The organism is Pseudomonas sp. DE0010 (assembly GCF_007680745.1).
Taxonomy (GTDB): Bacteria; Pseudomonadota; Gammaproteobacteria; order Pseudomonadales; family Pseudomonadaceae; genus Aquipseudomonas; species Aquipseudomonas parafulva_B.
On record NZ_VEJQ01000007.1, the window covers coordinates 26,573 to 40,631 of the forward strand.

The 14,059-nt window shown below is 62.9% G+C and carries 15 protein-coding genes and 2 pseudogenes; 1 reads left to right on the plus strand and 16 read right to left on the minus strand.

Annotated features, from left to right (window positions below; all coding sequences use genetic code 11):
* Positions 1 to 74: 74 nt before the first annotated feature.
* The 13 genes and pseudogenes from FS767_RS23435 to ubiE form a co-directional block, all read right to left on the minus strand.
* Complete coding sequence (locus FS767_RS23435) at positions 75 to 968, minus strand: methyl-accepting chemotaxis protein (RefSeq protein WP_371921577.1); 894 nt, start codon at positions 966 to 968, stop codon at positions 75 to 77.
* Between the two features lie 9 nt (positions 969 to 977).
* Positions 978 to 2,075: pseudogene (locus FS767_RS23440) on the minus strand (methyl-accepting chemotaxis protein); the annotation flags it as partial.
* Positions 2,076 to 2,297: 222 nt separating this feature from the next.
* Positions 2,298 to 3,170, minus strand: a complete 873-nt coding sequence (locus FS767_RS23445; RefSeq protein ID WP_371921578.1) for a methyl-accepting chemotaxis protein — start codon at positions 3,168 to 3,170, stop codon at positions 2,298 to 2,300.
* A pseudogene (locus tag FS767_RS23450) lies at positions 3,153 to 4,214 on the minus strand (methyl-accepting chemotaxis protein); the annotation flags it as partial. The pseudogene FS767_RS23450 and the gene FS767_RS23445, both read right to left, overlap by 18 nt.
* A 98-nt stretch (positions 4,215 to 4,312) precedes the next feature.
* A complete protein-coding gene (locus FS767_RS07415; RefSeq protein WP_144964726.1) occupies positions 4,313 to 5,020 on the minus strand; it encodes a 16S rRNA (uracil(1498)-N(3))-methyltransferase in 708 nt (235 codons plus the stop codon).
* Positions 5,017 to 5,805 carry a twin-arginine translocase subunit TatC gene (gene tatC / locus FS767_RS07420; RefSeq protein ID WP_144964727.1) on the minus strand — a complete coding sequence of 263 codons (789 nt, stop codon included), beginning with the start codon at positions 5,803 to 5,805 and terminating at the stop codon, positions 5,017 to 5,019. The genes FS767_RS07415 and tatC overlap by 4 nt, the downstream gene beginning before the upstream one ends.
* The gene (gene tatB / locus FS767_RS07425; protein WP_058604282.1) at positions 5,802 to 6,191 is read right to left on the minus strand and encodes a Sec-independent protein translocase protein TatB; all 390 of its coding nucleotides are present in this window, start codon (positions 6,189 to 6,191) and stop codon (positions 5,802 to 5,804) included. The genes tatC and tatB overlap by 4 nt, the downstream gene beginning before the upstream one ends.
* Before the next feature lie 3 nt (positions 6,192 to 6,194).
* Positions 6,195 to 6,476 carry a twin-arginine translocase TatA/TatE family subunit gene (locus tag FS767_RS07430; protein ID WP_023533071.1) on the minus strand — a complete coding sequence of 94 codons (282 nt, stop codon included), beginning with the start codon at positions 6,474 to 6,476 and terminating at the stop codon, positions 6,195 to 6,197.
* A 54-nt stretch (positions 6,477 to 6,530) separates the two neighbouring features.
* The gene (locus FS767_RS07435; RefSeq protein WP_023532983.1) at positions 6,531 to 6,866 is read right to left on the minus strand and encodes a phosphoribosyl-ATP diphosphatase; all 336 of its coding nucleotides are present in this window, start codon (positions 6,864 to 6,866) and stop codon (positions 6,531 to 6,533) included.
* Position 6,867: 1 nt separating this feature from the next.
* Positions 6,868 to 7,260, minus strand: coding sequence for a phosphoribosyl-AMP cyclohydrolase (gene hisI, locus FS767_RS07440; protein ID WP_058639873.1), 393 nt, complete (start codon positions 7,258 to 7,260; stop codon positions 6,868 to 6,870).
* 72 nt (positions 7,261 to 7,332) lie between these two features.
* Positions 7,333 to 8,949: a ubiquinone biosynthesis regulatory protein kinase UbiB gene (gene ubiB / locus FS767_RS07445; protein WP_144964728.1), complete on the minus strand. Its 1,617-nt coding sequence runs from the start codon at positions 8,947 to 8,949 to the stop codon at positions 7,333 to 7,335.
* A complete protein-coding gene (locus FS767_RS07450; RefSeq protein WP_144964729.1) occupies positions 8,946 to 9,569 on the minus strand; it encodes an SCP2 domain-containing protein in 624 nt (207 codons plus the stop codon). Before FS767_RS07450 ends, ubiB begins: the two co-directional genes overlap by 4 nt.
* Entirely contained in the window at positions 9,569 to 10,339 is a 771-nt protein-coding gene (ubiE, locus tag FS767_RS07455) for a bifunctional demethylmenaquinone methyltransferase/2-methoxy-6-polyprenyl-1,4-benzoquinol methylase UbiE (RefSeq protein WP_058604286.1), read from the minus strand. Before ubiE ends, FS767_RS07450 begins: the two co-directional genes overlap by 1 nt.
* A gap of 124 nt (positions 10,340 to 10,463) precedes the next feature.
* On the opposite strand from ubiE, the gene FS767_RS07460 reads away from it, so the two are divergent.
* Positions 10,464 to 10,739 carry a polyhydroxyalkanoic acid system family protein gene (locus FS767_RS07460; RefSeq protein ID WP_023533042.1) on the plus strand — a complete coding sequence of 92 codons (276 nt, stop codon included), beginning with the start codon at positions 10,464 to 10,466 and terminating at the stop codon, positions 10,737 to 10,739.
* A 54-nt stretch (positions 10,740 to 10,793) separates the two neighbouring features.
* Here the strand turns inward: FS767_RS07460 and phaZ are convergent, their stop codons facing one another.
* From phaZ to FS767_RS07475, 3 genes are all read right to left on the minus strand, one after another.
* Positions 10,794 to 11,606, minus strand: a complete 813-nt coding sequence (gene phaZ, locus FS767_RS07465; RefSeq protein ID WP_144964730.1) for a poly(3-hydroxyalkanoate) depolymerase — start codon at positions 11,604 to 11,606, stop codon at positions 10,794 to 10,796.
* A gap of 62 nt (positions 11,607 to 11,668) precedes the next feature.
* A complete protein-coding gene (gene phaC, locus FS767_RS07470) occupies positions 11,669 to 13,345 on the minus strand; it encodes a class II poly(R)-hydroxyalkanoic acid synthase (protein ID WP_144964731.1) in 1,677 nt (558 codons plus the stop codon).
* 258 nt (positions 13,346 to 13,603) lie between these two features.
* A complete protein-coding gene (locus FS767_RS07475; protein ID WP_144964732.1) occupies positions 13,604 to 13,981 on the minus strand; it encodes a gamma-butyrobetaine hydroxylase-like domain-containing protein in 378 nt (125 codons plus the stop codon).
* Positions 13,982 to 14,059: the final 78 nt, after the last annotated feature.

The window sequence follows — 14,059 nt, forward strand, 5'->3', positions numbered from 1 at the left end:
TGATGTTGAGAACCTATCGTGAAATTTAAAGGGGGGGCAACTGGCATTTTTGCCAGTTGCCAGCGCCAGTGTATTTACAAGCTGAAACGCCTGACCATCCCCCTCAGTTGCTGCCCAAGCTGATCCAAATCTCCACTTGAAGCCGCCGTCTGCTCACTGGCTGCACTGGTCTGATCGGACGCATCACGCACATTCAACACGCTGCGATTGATCTGCTCGGCCACTACGCTCTGCTGTTCGCTGGCAGTGGCGATCTGCTGGTTCATACCCTGGATGCTCGAGACCGTCCCGGTGATCTGGCTCAGCGCATCGCCTGCCTTGCGGCTCAATTCCACGCTTTGCTCAGTGAGGTTCTTGCTGCTGTCCAGCAAGCGCGTGACTTCGTCGGTGCCGTTATGCAGGCTGTCGATCAGTTGACCGATTTCTTCCGTGGCGGTGGAGGTGCGTTGGGCCAGGCCGCGCACTTCGTCGGCCACCACCGCGAAGCCTCGCCCGGCTTCACCCGCCCGTGCCGCCTCGATTGCGGCGTTGAGCGCCAGCAGGTTGGTCTGTTCGGAGACAGACTTGATCACGTCCAGAATACTGCCGATGCGCTGACTCTCGCCGGCCAGGTGCTGCATGGCTGCCAGGCAATGGTCCATCTGCCCGGACAACTGTTCGATACGCCCAATGGCTTCGGTCACCACCTGATCGCCCACCTGCGCCTGCTGGTCGGCATTGGTGGCGGCCATCGATGCCTGCTCTGCGTTTTGCGCCACCTCCTGGACCGTGGCGCTCATCTGGTTCATGGCAGTGGCAACCTGGTCGGTTTCCTCTCGCTGCTGGCTGATGCGCACCTTGGTGTCTTCGCTGCTGGAGGCCAGTTGCGACGCGGCTTGCGAGAGTTGCCCGACACCGTGGTCGATGCCGCCGATCAGTTCGCGCAAGCTTATTGTCATTTCACGCATGCTGGCCTGGAGCTTGCCCATCTCGTCGCGGCGCTGCACCGGCTCGACCTGGCTCAGGTCCCCTTTGGAGATACGTGCGGCCACCTCCAGGGTCTGGCGCAGCGGTTGGGTGATCTGCAATGTGATCAGCCACCCGGCGACTACGCCGACCAACAGCGCCAGCAGTGCCACGGTGGTCAACAGCGAGCGGGCGGCCAGTGCTTCCCTGTCGCGTTGTTCGACCTTGCGCTTGCCAAGTTCCAGGCTCACCGAGCGTAACTCGTCGCCGCGGCGCTCCATGGTGTTCTGCAGTTGCTCGGCCTTGACGGCGACTTGGCGGTACTGATCCAAGGTGGCACGGTATCGGGCCAATTCGGTGCCTGGTTGCTCGATCACCGCGCGCGGCAGCCCGAGAGGCGCCAGGCCCTTGACCAGTTGCGCCAGGCTAGTGCCTGCGGCCTCCAAGGCGCTTTCACCGACCTTGGCGAAGTCTTCGACAGGGGAGAATGTGTAGGCCGGTACCAGGCTCTGCTGGTTGGCGCTCTCCACATGCCGGCTCAGGGTGTCCATCATGCCCAGCACGTTGGTCTGCTGCCCATCGGCAGGCATCTTCAACAGGGCCTGGGTTTCAAGTTCATCGATGGCTGCGCTGAGCTTCTGCTCCTGGACGAGCAGGGCCTGGCGCAAGGTGGCGCGGCTAGTGGCCGTGCGCTGCAGCTCAGTGAAGTCATCGCGCAATTGCTGCAGCAGACCCAGCTTTTCGGTGAGCATCTGCCGTGATTCTTCCACACTGCTGCGCTGCTGCAGCGTGGTCAGCATATCGCTCAGCTGTTCGAGTATACGGCCGATCCGCGTCTTGCTCTGCTCATCGTCGAGCACACGGTACGTGATGCGCTCGGCGCGCAGGTCCTTGGTCAGGTCATTGATTTCGCCAATTTCACTCAGTTGCTGCGAACGAACGATGGCGCCGTCCAGGGCGCGCCAGCCACTGATCGTAGTGACCAGCGTGAGCAGCAGCACCACGGCGAAACCAAGGGCCAACTTGGCGGCGACGCTGATGTTGCCGAGCTTGCGGTTAAGGTAACCGAGCATGGGGATTCTCCGTGCAAGTGGAAGGAATGAAGAGCACGCGCAATGCGTGCAAGCCATCCCTGCCCATCGGCGGAGGACCTGTAGGACTTGACCTGAAATCCGCGTAGGAAAATTCGGAGCGAGCGGTCAGATTTTTTTCGGTTACGCAGCCATAACGGCAATGCCCAGTGCGCGCCCGTTCCAGCCACCCGCGCGCGCAGGAAGAGGCTGCGTGGCAGCCTCAGTCTCAATGCGCCGATTGACCGGCATTGTCATTAATCGTGTCGACAGGCCTGCCCGTCAGAGTTTGAAACGCCCCACCAAGCCCTGCAAATGAGTGCCCAGGCGGGCCAGTTCGACGCTGGAGCTGGCAGTCTGTTCGCTGGCCGCCGAGGTCTGGTCTGAAATATCCCGTACGTTGATCACGCTGCGGTTGATCTCTTCGGCCACCGCCGTTTGCTCCTCGGCTGCCGTGGCGATCTGCTGATTCATCGCCTGGATGGACGAGACCGTACGGGTGATGTTTTCCAGCGAGCTGCCTGCACGGCGGGTCAGTTCGACGGTGCTGTCGGTGAGTTGCCGGCTGCTGTCCATCACGCTCGCTGCGCGCTGGGTGCCGCTTTGCAGGCCGGCGATCAGTTCCTCGATCTCCTCGGTGGATTGCTGCGTGCGTTGCGCCAGGCTGCGCACCTCGTCAGCCACCACTGCAAACCCGCGTCCGGCCTCGCCTGCACGGGCCGCTTCGATCGCCGCGTTGAGCGCCAGCAGGTTGGTCTGCTGGGCCACCGACTTGATCACATCCAGCACGCTACCGATCTTGTCGCTTTCACCCTTGAGCTGGCTCATGGCCTCGCTGGAGTTGGCCACCTCGCTGGCCAGACGCTCGATCTGCGCCACCGCTTCGCTGACCACACGATCGCCCTCGCGGGCCTGCTGGTCGGCCATGACGGCTGCCTCCGAGGCCTGCTCGGCGTTACGTGCCACGTCGTGAACGGTCGCCGTCATCTGGTTCATCGCCGTGGCAACCTGGTCAGTCTCGACCTTCTGGTTGGTAACCCCTGCGCTGGTCTGCTCGGTCACCGCCGAGAGCTCTTCGGCAGCACTGGCAATCTGGGTTACGCCATCGCCTATGCCACCAATCAGGTCGCGCAGGCCTTGGGTCATGCGCTGCATGCTGGCCTGCAACTGACCAAGCTCGTCTCGACGCCTCGAAGGCTCATGCAGGGTGAGATCGCCGCTGGCCACCCGTTCAGCCCCACGCAGCGCCTCGCGCAGCGGCAGGATGATCTGGCGGGTGATCACCCAGGCTGCCAGCAGGCCCAGCAAGACGGCCAGGCCCGTGGCCAACCCCAGCAACGCCTTTGCCTGAGCGGCTGCGGTGTCCCGCACCTGGGTCTGCGAAGTGGTCATGGCCTGGCTGGTCTGCATCAAGGTCACGCCTTGGTCGGCCATCTGCTGCAACGCCTGGGCGCTGGCGCTCTGCGCTTCGCCGAACTGCATCACGGCGTCGCGGTAGCCGCCCATGGCGGTGCTGGCGTCGGTCAGGCCGGCGGCGAATTCGGCAGGCAGCTTGGCGGGCAGCCCTCGCAACTCGTCCAGCGCCTGGTCGATGGCCTTGAGTGCCGTCTGCTGATAGTCGGCGTTGCCGCTGTAGGTATAACCTCGCACCTGGAATCGCGCTTGCTGGAGCAGGCTGTTGACGGTGACGGCATATTGGTACTGGGTGATATCGCCCGCTTGAAGCAGGCGCTGCTGGACCCGGCCCACCAGTTCAACGGCTTTGTCCGCGCTGTCCCCCAGCACGCCACGGCTGGCCTCGCGCCGCAAGTTCGACTGTTTGAGCTGCGCGAAGGCTTGCTGATAGGCCGCTACCGCATCGCGCTGCTGTTCGAGGCGCTGGTGATCGGCGGGTTCGTCGATCTGGCCCAGCATCAGCTGAACCTGACGGTCCAGGGTGCCAAGCGCCTTCTCCATCTCGCCGATCGAGGCTTCGTCGCGCTGGCGTTCATAATGCTGACGGGCAATGCGCAGCTCCTGGGCGTACTGCTGGATGACCGAGATGTTGCCCAGCTTGTCACCCCTGGCTGTGATGCTGTTCATGCCGTGCCACCCGGTCAGGGTGATGATCAGCGTCAGCAGCAACACCAGGCCGAAGCCCAGCGCCAGCTTGCGGGTCACACTCACGTTGCCCAAAAGCTGGGTTAACCATCGATTCATAGAAACTCCCTGGCGGCTTGGCAGCACGATTTAGTTGTTGTTGCCAATGCCATCGGCCAGGGAAACGGAAACTTGATGGGTAAAAGCTGACCGGTTCGTCAGAATATACGTGAGAGCAAGGCCGTGACAGCCGTTTCCACCCGCAGGATGCGTGCACCGAGCTGCACCGGGGCCAAACCCGCTTTACCCAGCAGATCCACCTCGTAGGGGATCCACCCGCCTTCCGGGCCAATGGCCAGGGTGACTGCCTGTTCTACCGCGCGAGGGCAGGCGGGATAGTCGCCTGGGTGACCGACCAGCCCAAGGGTGCCTTCGGCAATGGCAGGCAGACGGTCCTCGACGAAGGGTTTGAAGCGTTTTTCGATGATGACTTCCGGCAGCACCGTGTCACGTGCCTGTTCCAGCCCCAGGATCAGGTTTTCACGGATGACGTCGGGCTGAAGGAAGGGGGTTTGCCAGAAGCTCTTTTCCACCTTGTAGCTGTTGAGCAGGATCAGGCGCGGCACCCCAAGGGTGGTGACGGTCTGGAACAGCCTGCGCAGCATCTTGGGCCGTGGCACCGCCAGCACCAGGGTCAACGGCAGCTTGGCCGGTGGCGCCTGATCGAAGCTGACGTGAAGCTCGGCTTCATGGCGCTCCAGGCGCTGCACGGTCGCCAGGCCCATCAGGCCGTTGATGCGGCCAACGCGCAACGTGTCACCGACGGCGACCCCGTGCACATCCTGCATATGGACGAAACGCCGATCAGCCAATACAACCCGGTCAGCCGCGATGAAATCGGCCTCCTCCAGCAGCAGCAGGTTCACGGCTGCGTCGCGGGTGGTTGGTCTTGATGATCATCGGCAGGCTGTTCGTCACTGCCGCGCTTGCGAATCAGGCTGCCGCACAGCACGCCGACCTCGAACAGTAGCCACATGGGGACGGCCAACAGGGTCTGGGAGAAGATGTCCGGGGGTGTCAGTACCATGCCGACAACGAAGCAGCCAATGATCACGTAAGGGCGGATCTTCTTCAGGTACTTCACATCGACCACGCCGATCCAGACCAGCAACACCACGGCCACCGGAATCTCGAAGGCTACGCCGAAGGCGAAGAACAACGTCATCACGAAGTCCAGGTAGCTGGCGATGTCGGTCATCATCGATACGCCCTCAGGCGTTGCGCTGGCGAAGAAGCCGAAGACCAACGGGAAGACCAGAAAATAGGCAAAGGCCATGCCGGCATAGAACAGCACGATGCTCGACATCAGCAGGGGTATGGCGATGCGCTTTTCATGACGGTACAGGCCTGGTGCGATGAAGCCCCAGATCTGCTGCAGGATGAAGGGGATCGCCAGGAACAGCGAAACGATCATGGTCAGCTTGAACGGCGTCAGGAAGGGCGAGGCCACGTCAGTGGCGATCATGGTCGCATTGGCGGGCAGATGATCACGCAGCGGCGCAGAGACCAGGGTGTAGATCTGCTGGGCGAAGGAAAACAGCCCGGCAAAGATCAGGAAGATGACGGCAACGCAACGCAGCAGGCGGGTGCGCAGTTCGGTCAGGTGCGAAACCAGCGGCATGGGCTGGTCGTGTTCCGGATTCTCGCTCATGGGGCTCGTGGCGGCTCGGGCGCTACAGGGGTAGGGTGCGCAGTGGCTGGGGCGGTTACATCGGTTTCAGCTGGCGTGGTTGGCAGGCCAGCGGGGGGCTGTACGGTGGCCGTGGTCACCGGAGGCTGGGCAGGCGGCGCATTGGGGTTGAGGATGCGCTTGGCCTGCTCTTCCATGTGCATGATGTGCTCGTTGTGCAGCTGGCGGCGGATGTCATCGGCGCCGATTTCGCGCTCGACTTCCATCTTGATGCTGTTGAAGCTGCGTTTGAGCCGGCCGATCCACAAGCCCGCCGTGCGGGCGGCGCCCGGCAGGCGCTCGGGGCCGAGCACCAGCAGAGCGACGAGGCCGACGAGCAGCAGCTCGCCGAAACTGATGCCGAACATAAGTCAGTCTTTCCGCTGCGGCTCTTGGACCGGTTGGGCCTGGCCTTCGATGGTGTGGCCCTGGCTGGCCTGGGCAGTGGTCTGCACCGGTTGCACAGGGGGTACGGGCTGGGCCGGAGGAGGGGTAGGTTCAGCCGGCTTGGTTTCTTCTTCGTTCATGGCCTTGCGAAAGCCCTTGATCGATTCGCCCAGGTCGCTGCCGAGGTTCTTCAGCTTCTTGGTGCCGAACACCAGCACCACCACGACCAGCAGGACGATCCAGTGTTTCCAGTCAAAGATACCCATTTCGTACTCCCGAAAATTGTGTGAAGGTCACCGGGCGTCAGCCCTGAACATACATCAGGCCGAAGGCTGGCGGGCGGCTTTTTCGTCATGGCCCGACAACCCGAAGCGCCGGTCTAGCTCGTCGAGCACGGCTTGCGGGTGCTGACCCAGGGCGCTGAGCATCACCAAGCTGTGAAACCACAGGTCGGCCGTTTCATAGATGACGTCGCTGCAGTCCTTGCTGAGCGCAGCATCCTTGGCGGCAATGATGGTTTCGACCGACTCTTCGCCGAGCTTTTCCAGAATCTTGTTGAGGCCCTTGTGGTACAGGCTGGCCACATAGGAGCTGTCCGGCGCTGCTTGCTTGCGTTCTTCGAGCACGGCGGCCAGCCGGTTGAGGGTGTCGCTCATTTCAGTGTCCTGCGTCGTAGATGGCGTGCGGGTCTTTCAGGACCGGGTCGACGGTGGCCCACTGGCCGTCCGCGTATACGCGGTAGAAGCAGCTTTCCCGGCCGGTATGGCAGGCGATGTGGCCCACCTGCTCGACCATGAGGATGATCACGTCGGCGTCGCAGTCCAGGCGCATTTCGTGAAGCTTTTGCACATGGCCCGACTCCTCGCCCTTGCGCCACAGTTTGCCACGCGAGCGCGACCAGTAGATGGCGCGTTGCTCAGCAGCGGTCAACGCCAGTGCTTCACGGTTCATCCACGCCATCATCAGCACGCGTCCGGTCTTGTGGTCCTGGGCGATGGCCGGCACAAGGCCATCGCTGTTCCACTTGATCTCGTCCAGCCAGTCTTTCATCGTCGACTCCAAAACGGGCCCGTCTGCGTCGCGGGCCTTTTGCGCTAGTGTGCCAGCCACGGGCGCGGCTGGCTATTGGCGCACGATCAGGTAAAGGCCTGCGGCCAGCATCAACCAGGCCGGCCACGCCGTGGCTGCCGCCAGGCTACCGGCCTGCAGGGCGACACCGCCCAGGATCACGCCCCCGCCCAGCAAGCCGGCACCGAGCAGGCGCAGGGCCCAATGGTCGCCATTTCGGCGCTCTGGCATCTTGGGGTCGTGCAGGTGAGGTTGCGACAGTCGTTCGAGCAAGTCCCGGGTCATGTTGGCCAGGTGCGGCAACTGCTCAGCCTGGCTGTGCAGGTTGCCCAGCAAGGCCTTGGGGCTCATGCGCTGGCGCATCCAGCGCTCAAGATAAGGCTTGGCCGTGCTCCACAGGTCCAGTTCAGGGTACAGCTGACGCCCCAGGCCTTCGATGTTGAGCAGGGTCTTCTGCAGCAGCACCAGTTGTGGTTGCACTTCCATGTTGAAGCGGCGCGCGGTCTGGAACAGGCGCATCAGCACCTGGCCGAAGGAAATATCCTTGAGGGGTTTTTCGAAGATCGGCTCGCACACGGTGCGGATGGCCGCTTCGAACTCATTGACCTTGGTGTTGGCCGGTACCCAGCCCGAGTCGATGTGCAGCTGGGCGACGCGGCGATAGTCGCGCTTGAAGAAGGCAATCAGGTTGCGCGCGAGGTAATCCTGGTCTTCATCGGTGAGGCTGCCGACGATGCCGCAGTCGATGGCGATGTACTTGGGGCTCCACGGCTTGACCGTGCTCACGAAGATGTTGCCCGGGTGCATGTCGGCATGGAAGAAGCTGTCACGAAACACCTGCATGAAGAACACTTCGACGCCGCGCTCGGCCAGCATCTTCATGTCGGTGCGCTGATCGGCGAGGGTGGCCATGTCGGTCACCGGCACGCCGTAGATACGCTCCATCACCAGCACTTTGGGCCGGCACCAGTCCCAATAGACCTGGGGCACGTACATGAGCTCGGAATCCTCGAAATTGCGCCGCAGCTGGCTGGCGTTGGCCGCCTCGCGAAGCAGGTCGAGTTCGTCGTAGATGGTTTTCTCGTAATCGCCGACAACCTCCACCGGGTGCAGGCGACGTGCATCGGCAGAAAGGCGCTCGGCACCCTTGGCGATCAGGAACAGCCAGGCAATGTCGGCAGCGATGATTGGCTTGAGCCCCGGCCGTACCACCTTGACCACCACTTCTTCACCGCTCTTCAGGCGCGCGGCGTGCACTTGCGCCACCGATGCGGACGCCAGGGGCTCCACGTCGAAGCGGCTGAATACCTCACTCACCTTGGCCCCAAGCTGGGCTTCGATCAGCGCCACGGCTTTTTGCGGGTCGAACGGCGGCACGCGGTCCTGCAGGAGCATCAGCTCGTCGGCAATGTCGGTGGGCAGCAAGTCGCGCCGGGTAGACAACAGCTGGCCGAACTTGATGAAGATAGGCCCCAGGTCCTGCAGCGCCATGCGCAACCGCGCGCCGCGGCTCAGCTCGGAGGCGCGACGCGGTAGCCAGCGCCACGGCAACAGCAGCCGCAGGCTCATCAACCACCAGGGCAGAGGGTAGTCGAACAGCAGGTCATCGAGCCGGTAGCGGATGACGACGCGCTGGATGCGGAAAAGGCGGCGGAAGGCGAGCAGCTTCATGCGTTATCGCTGGAATCAAGGGATCGGGAAAGGCGCAGGATGCGCGCCTCGAGGCGTTCTGTATCGACCTTCATGGCATCGAGTTCGCTGAAGGCGGCCTCGGCTTCGCGTTTGCCTACCAGCGTACGCGATTCTTCCGCCAGATACTCGGACAGGCTCTGGCTCAGGCGTGCCAGGCCTTGACGGGTCCACCGGGTGCGCAGGCGGATGTGCCCTGCGATCAGGGCCGTGGGCACAGGGCCCAGCCACTTCTGCAGCTCATGCTCCCAGTCCAGCTCCAGGTCCTGGAGAATGCCGAACAGATCGAGCAAGGCCGCGGTATCGCCGTGCAACGCCACATGTGGGCTGTGCAGGACTGCCGTCTTGTCTCGCGACAACGCCAGGTGCGCCAGGCTTGCCGCCGGCGCGCTCAACCGGCAGTCGACCTCGCCTTCCCAGGCACTGGCCAGCATCAGGCCCTGCTCGTCAGGCAGGATGAAGACCTGCATGGCCGGTTGGCGGCAGTCGATCTCGATGACCTTGCCTTCCAGCGCTGCTAGCCTTGGCAATGCCGTGCTGTCCATGCGCAGGACGCGTTTCAGGCCATGTTCGGCGCTGGCGAGCAGACCGGCCATGAGCATCAGGGCTTGATCCCCCGGTGCACGGCCACGATGCCGCTGGTCATGTTGTGGTAGGTCACCCGGTCGAACCCGGCCTGCACCATCATGGCCTTGAGGGTTTCCTGGTCAGGGTGCATGCGGATCGATTCGGCCAGGTAGCGGTAGCTCTCGGAATCGTTGGTGATCAGCTTGCCGGCCAGGGGCATGAAGGCGAACGAGTAGGCGTCGTAGGCCTTGGACATCAGCTTGTTGGTCGGCTTGGAGAACTCCAGCACCAGCAGGCGGCCACCCGGCTTGAGCACGCGCAGCATGGAGCGAATGGCATCTTCCTTGTGGGTGACGTTGCGCAGGCCGAAGGCGATGGTCACACAGTCGAAATGGTTGTCCGGAAACGGCAGCTTTTCAGCGTCGGCCTGGACGAACTCGATGTTGCCGGCCACGCCACGGTCCAGTAGGCGGTCGCGGCCGACCTTGAGCATGGACTCGTTGATGTCGGCCAGCACCACGTGCCCGGTCGGGCCCACCAGGCGCGAGAACTTGGCTGCCAGGTCGCCCGTGCCGCCGGCGATGTCCAGCACACGGTTGCCGCTGCGAACGCCCGACAGCTCGATGGTGAAGCGCTTCCACAGGCGGTGCATGCCGCCGGAGAGCACGTCGTTCATCAGGTCGTATTTGGCCGCCACCGAGTGGAACACTTCGGCGACCTTGCGCGCCTTCTGGCTTTCAGGCACGTCCTGGTAGCCAAAATGGGTCGTGGGTTCGGCGTGGTCGCCTTTGCGCTGGTCGTTCATATCGCTTCACCGAAATTAATTGACGCCATTCTAGGGCGAACGAGCGGATTTGTCTTGGCGGGGTGTGCCGCCAGGCGGGGGCGGGCATAATGCCGATTATGTCTACATGTTCAGGAACACCCGCATGACCCAGATCAGCGTCGAACGCAAACACACCCTCGGGCGCGACGCCGCCCGTGCCAAGGCCCAAGCGCTGGTGGACCGTCTCAGCCGCGAGTATGACCTCAAGGCCTCGTGGGATGGCGACCGCGTCGATGTGGCACGCAGCGGCGCAAACGGCAGCGTGCACATCGGCCAGGACAGCATCCGTGTCGATCTCAAGCTCGGCATGATGATGTCGATGATGAGCGGCACCATCAAGGGCGAAATCGAGCGGGCGCTGGACAAGGCACTTGCCTGAATCTGGACACCGGCCGTTCGGCCCGGTTCGCCCGGTGATCGCGAACCGGGCGTTTCAGGTGGGCTCGGCAAGAAATTTCATGATGACCGGTGCGATGGCGTGCGGCCGGGTGATCAGAAACAGATGACCATCATCGATGATGTGCAACTGGGCATTGGGGATACGCCAGGCCAGCAGACGCATGTTCACCAATGGAATCAACGGATCGTCATCCCCGGCCAGTACCAGGGTGGGCTGGCGGAGCTTGTGCAGCCAATGGATGCTGGTCCAGCCAAGTGCCGCGAACAGTTGCCAGTAATAACCCAGTTTGCCAGCCGAGCGTGCCGTGGCCGCGTGCTTTAGCGCCAGGTGCGGATCCCGGCGAAACCCGCCGCCATATACCAGCGGCGCGATGCGCATGACATGGGAGGGGTCTACGTACCGGCGGGGGCTGGCCATGCTCCACAGCACCTTGGGCTTGCCGGGCACCATCACCGCGCCTGCCGCCGTGGCAGCCAGGATGAGTTTACGGCAGCGCTGGGGGTAGTCATAGGCGAATTGCTGAGCCAGCCCACCCCCCCACGACACACCGATGACATTGACCTGGCCGTAATTCAGCGTATCGAGCAGCCGAGCGGCGAGCCGGGCCAGCCCTGAAAACCGATAAGGCCGCTGCGGCGTGGATGAACCGCCCACACCTGGGGCGTCGAAGGCGATGACCTGCAAGTCGGGGTCCAGTGCTTCGATGAACGGAAATATCAGCTCGAAGTTGGCCCCGATGCCGTTGAAGATCAGCAAGGGCGCCAAGGTCGACTGACCTGGACGCACGACGGTACGGATGGACAGGCCATCGAGCTCGACCGTTTTGAACACGTAAGGTGACGGCATGCGCATGGCTCCTGGAGCAGGTAAACGCCTTGGCACCGCGCAGGTGGCCACGGCGCAGGGGTTCAACGCTGGTGCACGTAGCTGCCTGGCGCAGCTTCGGCTGCAGGATGGCTGCGGCACCCCAAGTGGCCCGGTGCCTCGATCAATGCCCCGGCTCGGTCGGCCAGCCAGCCCTGCCAGTGCAGCCACCATGAATCGACGTGCCTGACAGCTTCCTGTTGCCAGGCAAGCGGATCGTCATGCTGGCCATCCCCAGCCTGAAAGCGCGCCTTCGGGTTGCCGGGCGGATTGATGATGCTCTGGATGTGCCCGCTGTTGGACAGCACGAACTCGACCTTGCCCCCGAACAGTCGCGCCGAGCGATAGCAGGCCTGCCAAGGCGTAATATGGTCGGCATTGCCCGCCACACTGAAGAGGTCGCACTTGACCTGCTTGAGGTCGATGGCGGTACCGCAGACAGTGAGGCCACCGGGACGGGTGAGCGGATTGCGCCTGTACATCTCGATCAGATCGGCATGGAATGCGGCGGGCAGGCGCGTGGTGTCGTTGTTCCAGTACAGGATGTCGAACGCTGGCGGCTCATTGCCGAGCAGGTAATTGTTGACCCAGTAGTTCCAGATCAGGTCGTTGGGACGCATCCAGGCAAACAGCCGGGCCAGATCGCTGCCCTCGAGTACCCCCGCCTGCTGGGATTGACGCTTGGCCGCATCCAGCGCCTGGTCGTCGACGAACAATGCCAGCGCATTGTCGAGCGTGGCGTCCAGCACGCTGACCAGCAGGGTCAAGGCATTGACCTTGGTTTCATTGCGCGCCGCAAGATGACCCAGCCACGCGGTGCAGGTAATCCCTCCTGAGCATGCACCGAGCATGTTCAGGGTCGCACTGCCGGTGATACTCAGCACGGCGTCCACCGCCTCGCCAAGTGCCTGCACATAGGTAGACAAGTCCCAGTCACGCTGCGCCCTGGTCGGGTTGCGCCAACTGACCATGAAGGTTTGGTGCCGGGCGTCCAGACAGAAGCGCATCAGGCTTTTTTCCGGGCACAGATCAAAGATGTAGAACTTGTTGATCTGCGGTGGCACCACCAGCAGTGGCCGCTCGTGCACCTGCTCGGTGAGGGGGCTGTACTGGATCAATTCCAGCACCTCGTTACGGTACACGACCGCGCCGCTGGTGCTGCCCAGGTCCTTGCCCACTTCGAAAGCATCCATGTTCACCTGGCGAGGCATGCCGCCGTTGTGGACCACGTCCCTGGCCAGGTTCGACAGACCATCGAGCACGCTCTTGCCGCCGGTCTCGAAGAAGCGCTTGAGCGCGGCAGGATTGGACAGGTTATTGGTAGGCGCCAGCGCCTCGGTCATGAGCTGGATGACGAACTGCCCGCGGCTGATGTCCTCAGGGGGCAGGTCACTGCTGCTGATCCAGGCCTGCAGTTCATTACGCCATGCCAGGTAGCTTTGCAGGTAACGTCGGTAAAGCGGGTTCTGTGACCAGGTCGGGTCGTTGAAGCGGCGATCATCGCTGGCAGGGGCAAGGCTCGATTTGCCCAGCATCACATTTTTCAGTTCGAGCCCGAAGGCAAGCGCGTGCTTGGCACTGTGCAGGGGCTGACGCACAGCCTGGCGCAGCACGGTCTGGGCCGTGCCCAACAGGTCCTTGCGTCGAACGCCGACCATCGGGTTCAGGCCCGTGGCGCGTTGCGAGCTCTGCTGCTGATCTTCATTGTTGTTGTTACTCATCCGCGACGCTCCGTTGTCTGAGACGAGTACCGGCTGGCGAGGGTGCACCGACGTGTCCCCGATACCGCTACTCGGGTAATCCGTGACCGCGTCCTGCAGTGCTACGGACGATCAGGCGCCTGCAGCGCCATGCTGGTAAATGGCCACCTCTACTGGTTACCCGAGTTTCAGGCGCGAAGCAACCTGGCGCTGTCGTAAGCTCCTTATCATTGTCAGTTGGGCCGGCATGTCGGACGAGAGCGCGTGCGAGTGGAGCGGCTAAAGCATCAGCTTGACCACGGACTCCGAAGGGTCACGGGTCTTGCCGGCCTTGTGCAGCGCCTCGACGTATTCGGCCCACAAGGCATCCTGCCGCAGGCACAGCTGCTCCAGGTATTCCCAGGTGAACAGGCCGCTGTCATGGCCATCATCGAAGGTGAGTTTCAGGGCGTATTGACCCGCCGGTTCCAGCCCGACGAGGCCGACGTTGACCTTGCCAAACTGCAAAATGGGGTTGCCGTGCCCCTGGACTTCGGCGGAGGGGGAGTGCACGCGCAGGAATTCGGCGGGCAGGTGGTAGACCTCATCGGGCCCGTAGGTAAGGCGCAGGGTCTTGGAGGCTTTGTGCAGGTTGATGGCGGTAGGCATGCGAGCCATGGGCGTGATCTCTGTTTGAGTTACACACCGCACGCTACCCGCTGCAAGAAGCGCTCGCCAGCTTCTTGCGCAAAAAAC

Excerpts from the sequence above, each read along its gene's own strand:
- tatC (WP_144964727.1), bottom strand. The coding sequence starts at position 5,805 with ATGAGCGAGAATCCGGAACACGACCAGCCCATGCCGCTGGTTTCGCAC.
- hisI (WP_058639873.1), bottom strand. The coding sequence starts at position 7,260 with ATGAAAGACTGGCTGGACGAGATCAAGTGGAACAGCGATGGCCTTGTG.
- FS767_RS07435 (WP_023532983.1), bottom strand. The coding sequence starts at position 6,866 with ATGAGCGACACCCTCAACCGGCTGGCCGCCGTGCTCGAAGAACGCAAG.
- FS767_RS07460 (WP_023533042.1), top strand. The coding sequence starts at position 10,464 with ATGACCCAGATCAGCGTCGAACGCAAACACACCCTCGGGCGCGACGCC.
- phaZ (WP_144964730.1), bottom strand. The coding sequence starts at position 11,606 with ATGCCGTCACCTTACGTGTTCAAAACGGTCGAGCTCGATGGCCTGTCC.
- ubiE (WP_058604286.1), bottom strand. The coding sequence starts at position 10,339 with ATGAACGACCAGCGCAAAGGCGACCACGCCGAACCCACGACCCATTTT.
- FS767_RS07475 (WP_144964732.1), bottom strand. The coding sequence starts at position 13,981 with ATGGCTCGCATGCCTACCGCCATCAACCTGCACAAAGCCTCCAAGACC.
- FS767_RS23435 (WP_371921577.1), bottom strand. The coding sequence starts at position 968 with ATGGGCAAGCTCCAGGCCAGCATGCGTGAAATGACAATAAGCTTGCGC.
- phaC (WP_144964731.1), bottom strand. The coding sequence starts at position 13,345 with ATGAGTAACAACAACAATGAAGATCAGCAGCAGAGCTCGCAACGCGCC.
- tatB (WP_058604282.1), bottom strand. The coding sequence starts at position 6,191 with ATGTTCGGCATCAGTTTCGGCGAGCTGCTGCTCGTCGGCCTCGTCGCT.
- FS767_RS07430 (WP_023533071.1), bottom strand. The coding sequence starts at position 6,476 with ATGGGTATCTTTGACTGGAAACACTGGATCGTCCTGCTGGTCGTGGTG.
- FS767_RS07450 (WP_144964729.1), bottom strand. The coding sequence starts at position 9,569 with ATGCTCATGGCCGGTCTGCTCGCCAGCGCCGAACATGGCCTGAAACGC.
- ubiB (WP_144964728.1), bottom strand. The coding sequence starts at position 8,949 with ATGAAGCTGCTCGCCTTCCGCCGCCTTTTCCGCATCCAGCGCGTCGTC.
- FS767_RS23445 (WP_371921578.1), bottom strand. The coding sequence starts at position 3,170 with ATGCAGCGCATGACCCAAGGCCTGCGCGACCTGATTGGTGGCATAGGC.